The organism is Clostridium tarantellae (genome assembly GCF_009295725.1).
Lineage (GTDB): Bacteria > Bacillota > Clostridia > Clostridiales > Clostridiaceae > Sarcina > Sarcina tarantellae.
The window spans coordinates 1-5,943 of the sequence record NZ_WHJC01000208.1; the positions used below are offsets into that span (position 1 = coordinate 1).

7 protein-coding genes are annotated in these 5,943 nt (G+C 26.8%); all 7 read left to right on the forward strand.

Going from position 1 to position 5,943, the window contains the following annotated elements:
- Window positions 1–324: 324 nt before the first annotated feature.
- The 7 genes from rpmH to mnmG all read left to right on the forward strand — a co-directional run bounded on the left by rpmH (window position 325) and on the right by mnmG (window position 5,928).
- On the forward strand, window positions 325–459 hold the full coding sequence (gene rpmH / locus GBZ86_RS11600) for a 50S ribosomal protein L34 (protein ID WP_152890843.1): 135 nt from the start codon (window positions 325–327) through the stop codon (window positions 457–459).
- Window positions 460–522: 63 nt separating this feature from the next.
- A complete protein-coding gene (rnpA, locus tag GBZ86_RS11605) occupies window positions 523–912 on the forward strand; it encodes a ribonuclease P protein component (protein WP_152890845.1) in 390 nt (129 codons plus the stop codon).
- Window positions 875–1,084 carry a membrane protein insertion efficiency factor YidD gene (gene yidD, locus GBZ86_RS11610; protein ID WP_152890847.1) on the forward strand — a complete coding sequence of 70 codons (210 nt, stop codon included), beginning with the start codon at window positions 875–877 and terminating at the stop codon, window positions 1,082–1,084. The genes rnpA and yidD overlap by 38 nt, the downstream gene beginning before the upstream one ends.
- 25 nt (window positions 1,085–1,109) lie before the next feature.
- The gene (gene yidC, locus GBZ86_RS11615) at window positions 1,110–1,817 is read left to right on the forward strand and encodes a membrane protein insertase YidC (RefSeq protein WP_152890849.1); all 708 of its coding nucleotides are present in this window, start codon (window positions 1,110–1,112) and stop codon (window positions 1,815–1,817) included.
- Window positions 1,818–1,857: 40 nt separating this feature from the next.
- On the forward strand, window positions 1,858–2,484 hold the full coding sequence (gene jag, locus GBZ86_RS11620) for an RNA-binding cell elongation regulator Jag/EloR (RefSeq protein WP_152890850.1): 627 nt from the start codon (window positions 1,858–1,860) through the stop codon (window positions 2,482–2,484).
- A gap of 160 nt (window positions 2,485–2,644) precedes the next feature.
- On the forward strand, window positions 2,645–4,021 hold the full coding sequence (gene mnmE, locus GBZ86_RS11625) for a tRNA uridine-5-carboxymethylaminomethyl(34) synthesis GTPase MnmE (RefSeq protein WP_152890852.1): 1,377 nt from the start codon (window positions 2,645–2,647) through the stop codon (window positions 4,019–4,021).
- Between the two features lie 14 nt (window positions 4,022–4,035).
- Window positions 4,036–5,928, forward strand: coding sequence for a tRNA uridine-5-carboxymethylaminomethyl(34) synthesis enzyme MnmG (gene mnmG, locus GBZ86_RS11630; RefSeq protein WP_152890854.1), 1,893 nt, complete (start codon window positions 4,036–4,038; stop codon window positions 5,926–5,928).
- Window positions 5,929–5,943: the final 15 nt, after the last annotated feature.

Consider the following 5,943-nt stretch of genomic DNA (forward strand, 5'->3'; position numbering starts at 1 on the left):
ATATTAACATATATAATGAAAATTATTAATAAAATTTTAAAATAATATTATGTTATTAAAGCAATTAAAATAAATAATTTATGAGCAATTTTAAAGAGATAAATTTATATATAAATTATTTAAGAATAAAATAATAAAAAATCTTTTCCAAATTAAATATAAATTTAGTTAATGTAGTAAATGTTTGAAGAAGTATTCATTTTCTTGACATTAAAACTTTTGAAATATATAATTAAACAGTAATACCTAAATTACTAGGAATTAAGAGATAAATATAGTTTTGACTATAGCTATAAAATTTCATACATAAGGGGGTGTATTTGAATGTTCATGACATACCAACCTAAAAAAAGACAAAGAAAAAAAGAGCATGGTTTCAGAAAGAGAATGAAAACTAAATCTGGAAGAAACGTTCTTAAAGCAAGAAGACAAAAAGGTAGAAAAAGATTAACAGCATAAGGGCCGCGTTTTGTGGCCTTTTTCTGCACTAATAAGCAGAAAAAAAGGAGTGCAAAATTTAATATGTTACATAAACTGAGAAAAAATATTGAATTCAGAACTGTCTATAAAAGAGGAAAATCCTATGCTAATGATTTATTAGTGCTTTATGTTTTTCACAATAAGAGAAATAAAACTGAAGAAGGAAAAACTTTTAGTAGATTAGGAATATCAGTTAGTAAAAAAGTTGGAAAAAGTGTTGTTAGAAGCAAAGTAAAAAGATTAATAAAAGAAAGTTATAGATTGAATTCTAACAATTTAGATGATAGTAAAGGTAGAGATTTAGTATTTATTGCAAGAGTTGCTATAGACGGAAAAAATTATAAGCAAGTAGAGAAAGCCGTAATTAATTTATTAAAAAAGGCAGGACTACAAAATGAAGAAAATAATACTAAAATTAATAATATTTTATAGAAAGCGTATATCACCATTAAAGCCACCAACTTGTAGATTTTATCCTACTTGTTCTCAATATGCAATTGAAGCAATTGAAAAATATGGTGCTTTAAAAGGTGGATTAATGAGCATAAAAAGAATTTTAAAATGTCATCCGTTTCACCCAGGGGGATATGATCCGGTGAAATAAATATATACTTTAGGAGGTTATGGTCTTGACTGCAATTTTAAGTCCTATAACGGGAATATTTACTACCATTTTTGATGCTATACATAATTTAGTAACTTCTATGGGAATCTTTTCAGTTGGTGCTGGTTATGTTATGGCAGTATTTTTATTAACTTTATTGGTAAGATTATTAGTATTACCATTAAATATTAAACAAATGAAATCTCAAGTTAAAATGCAAGAAATTCAGCCTGAGATAGCTAAAATTCAAAAAAAGTATAAAAATAATCCAGAAAAACTTAATCAAGAAACTATGAGATTATATAAAGAGTATAAAATAAATCCTATGAGTGGTTGTTTACCTTTATTAATACAAATGCCAATATTATTTGCATTATATTATGTTTTTATGACACCATCATTTAAAGCAGGAACTGCGGGTGTATCTTTCTTATGGCTTACAGATTTAAGTGGACCTGATAAGTTAATGATTTTACCTATTTTATCAGCAGCAACAACTTATTTATCATCATATATAATGCAAAAAAGTATGTCATCTAATGCTGAAAATGGTGGAATTAATATGAATACTATGAATTTAGTTATGGCTGGAATGATGGGATTCATGTCAATAAATTTTCCATCTATGTTAGTTTTATATTGGGTTATAGGTAATATTATACAAATGCTTCAAACTTATATTTTGGTAGTTATACCAAATAAAAAGAAAAAGAATTTAACTAAAGCATCGTAAGATATTAAATTTTAACTTTATTTAAGGTGGTGAAATGGGTATGAAAACTATAGAAACTGCAGGAAAAACAGTTGAAGAGGCAATAAAAATTGCTTTGAAAGAATTAAATACTACAGAAGATAAAGTTGAATATACTGTATTAGATGAAGGTAGTAAAGGTTTTTTCAACTTAATAGGAACAAAACCAGCTAGAATATCTGTAACTTTAAAAAGAGATTATATTGAAGAAGGTAAGAAATTTTTGAGTGAAGTTTTGGAAAAAATGGGTATTAGTGCTGAAATTAAACTAGAAGAAAAAGATAATATTATTAACATAAATTTAATAGGTAAACAAATGGGGACAATTATAGGATATAGAGGTGAAACTTTAGATTCACTTCAATATTTAATAAGTTTAGTAATAAATAAAGGACATGAGTTTCCTTATAAAAGAGTTGTACTAGATACAGAAAATTACCGAAATAAAAGAGAAGAAACATTAAAAAGATTGGCTGAAAAAACTGCATATAAAGTTAAGAAATATCGAAAAGTTATTAAATTAGAGCCAATGAATCCATATGAGAGAAGAGTTATTCATGCTGCATTGCAAAATGATAATTTAATTGTAACTCATAGTGAAGGACAAGAGCCTAATAGAAAAATAGTAATAGAATTAAAAAATAAGTAAATTTTAAAGAAAGTCGTTAAGACTTTCTTTTTTTATAATTTTTTTGGAGTATTTTACAGTAAAATATAGATCTAAAATATAATTAAAATTTTGACTTCTTGAATATTGTTATGTAAAATCAATATTAGTTTATTTTAGAGATAATTAAAGGAGGGAGCTTATGAAAGAATTTGATACTATTGCTGCTGTAGCTACAGCTTTAGGTGAAGGTGGCATTGCTATTATAAGAGTATCAGGTAATAAAGCTCTAGAAATAGTTAATAAAATATTTAATGCAAAGAACGGAAAAAATATTTTAGATATGAAGCCATATACAATGAAATATGGTCATATTATAGATTTAAATAATGAAATATTAGATGAAGTTATTATAAGTTTTATGAAAGGGCCTAGAAGTTTTACTGCTGAAGATACAGTAGAAATAAATTGTCATGGAGGAGTAATAGCTATCAATAAAGTATTACAAACCGTGATAAAAAGTGGAGCAAGATTAGCTGAACCAGGAGAATTTACTAAAAGAGCTTTTTTGAATGGAAGAATAGATCTAAGTCAAGCTGAAGCTATTATGGATATAATTGCAGCTAAAACAGAGCTTTCAATGAAATCAGCTATGGCGCAAAGTCAGGGAAAACTTTCCCAGGAAATTAATAGATTAAGAGCAGAAGTATTAGATATATTAGCATTAATAGAGTATGCAGTAGATTTTACTGAGGATGATGAAGAACCAGATGAAACTATACCTATTAAGGTAAAAAATAGTGTACAACAAGTAATAAAAGAAATTGATGTATTATTAAGTACAGCTGATGAAGGAAAGATAATAAGAGATGGTTTAAGTATGGTTATTGTTGGTAAACCTAATGTGGGTAAATCATCATTATTAAATTCATTATTAAATGAAAGAAGAGCTATAGTAACAGATATAGCTGGAACAACAAGAGACGTTATTGAAGAATATATAAATTTAGATGGTATTCCTATTAGACTTGTAGATACTGCAGGAATAAGAGAAACTGATGATGTTGTTGAAAAAATAGGAGTAGAAAAATCTAAAGAGAAAATAAATGAAGCTGATTTAGTTATTCTTATGTTAGATACTAGTAGAGAACTTGATGATGAAGATAAGGAAATAATAAATTACATAAAAAATAGAAATTATATAGTTTTACTTAATAAAATTGATTTAAATAGAAAAATTAGTTTACATAAAATAGATAGTTTAAAAAATATTATAGAAATATCAGCTAAAACTGGTTTGGGTATAACTGAATTAAAAGAAAAGATAAAAGAATTATTTTTTAACGGAAAAATAAATACCGAGAGTATTATGGTTACTAATACTAGACATAAGCAAGCATTATATAGAGCTATTGAAAATTTAGCACTTAGTTTAGAAGGATTAAATAAGAATGAATTTTTAGATTTAATATCAATTTATGTAACTTCATCATTAAGATCTTTAGGAGAAATAACAGGAGCTGAATTAGAAGAAGATTTAGTAAATAAGATATTTGCAGAATTTTGTTGTGGAAAGTAGGAGAAGTAAAAAGTATGAAATATATTGCAGGATATTATGATGTGGTTGTTATCGGTGCGGGTCATGCTGGATGTGAAGCAGCATTAGCTTCATCAAGAATGGGATGTAAAACATTAATATGTACTCTTTCATTAGATGCAATTGCTATGATGCCTTGTAATCCTAATATAGGAGGAACTGCTAAAGGTCATTTGGTTAGAGAAATAGATGCTTTAGGTGGAGAAATGGGAGTTAACATAGATAATACATTTATCCAATCTAGAATGTTAAATACTTCTAAAGGACCAGCAGTACATTCATTAAGAGCACAGGCTGATAAGAAAAAATATCAAGATAGAATGAAGACAGTTTTAGAATCCACTGATAATTTAGATGTAAGACAATTAGAAGTTGTAGATATAGATGTAGAAAATAAAAAAGTTAAAGGAATTTTAACTAAGAATGGAGCTTATTTTCAGTGCAAAGTTGTAATTTTAACAAGCGGAACTTATTTAAAAAGTAAAATAATAATAGGAGATGTAAGTTATAATCAAGGACCAAATGGGTTGAGTTCGGCTAATGAGTTATCTCAAAATTTAATAAATTTAGGTATAGATTTAAGAAGATTTAAAACCGGAACTCCTGCTAGGATAAATAAGCGTAGTGTAGATTTTTCAAAAATGATAGAACAGTTAGGCGATAACAATATAGTTCCTTTTTCATTTATGAGTGAAAATATAGATAAAGAACAAGTTTCATGTTGGTTAACTTATACTAATGAACAAACTCATGAAGTAATTAAAGATAATATAGATAGATCACCAATGTATAATGGAAGTATCAAAGGGGTGGGTCCAAGATATTGTCCTTCTATTGAAGATAAAATAATGAGATTTCCTGATAAAGAAAAGCATCAAATTTTTATAGAGCCAGAAGGAGAAAATACTTGTGAAATGTATGTTGGAGGTATGTCATCTTCATTACCTGAAGATGTTCAAATAAAGATGCTAAAAACAATAGTTGGATTAGAAAATGTTGAAATAATGAGAACAGCATATGCAATAGAATATGATTGTATAAATCCTACTCAACTTAAACCATCTTTAGAATTTAAAAATATAGAAGGATTTTTTAGTGCAGGTCAAATTAACGGAAGCTCTGGATATGAAGAAGCTGGAGCTCAAGGATTAGTTGCTGGAATAAATGCAGCATTAAAAATAAAAAATTTGAAGCCATTAATTCTTACTAGATCTGATGCATATATAGGTGTGTTAATAGATGATTTAGTTACTAAAGGAACAAATGAGCCATATAGAATGATGACTTCTAGAGCCGAATATAGATTAATTTTAAGACAAGATAATGCTGATTTAAGGTTAACTGAAATAGGATATAAACTTGGATTAGTTAATGAGAAAAGATGGCAAAGATTTACTGAAAGAAAATCAAATATATTAAATGAATTAGAAAGAATTAAAGAGTTACAAATAACAAATAAAAATGAAAATAATGAAATTATTATAAAATTAGGTTCGGCAGAGCTAAGAAAACCTATAAATATGTATGAACTTATAAAAAGACCAGAGTTAGATTATTTTATGGTTAAAGAATTAGATAATGATAGACCAGGTTTATCTATAGATATAGGTGAACAAGTAAATATAATTGCCAAATATGAAGGATATATAGAAAAACAATTAGAACAAGTTGAACAATTTAAAAAATTTGAAAGAAAATTAATGCCTGAGAACATAGATTATTCTGATGTAAAAGGATTAAGAATAGAAGCAATTCAAAAGCTGTCTAATATAAGACCTTTAAATATAGGTCAGGCATCTAGAATTTCAGGAGTATCTCCTGCTGATATATCTGTCTTGTTAATATATTTAGAAAATTTTTATAGAAATAAATCTAAAGTGGATAACTAGTTTATTGTTGTGGAT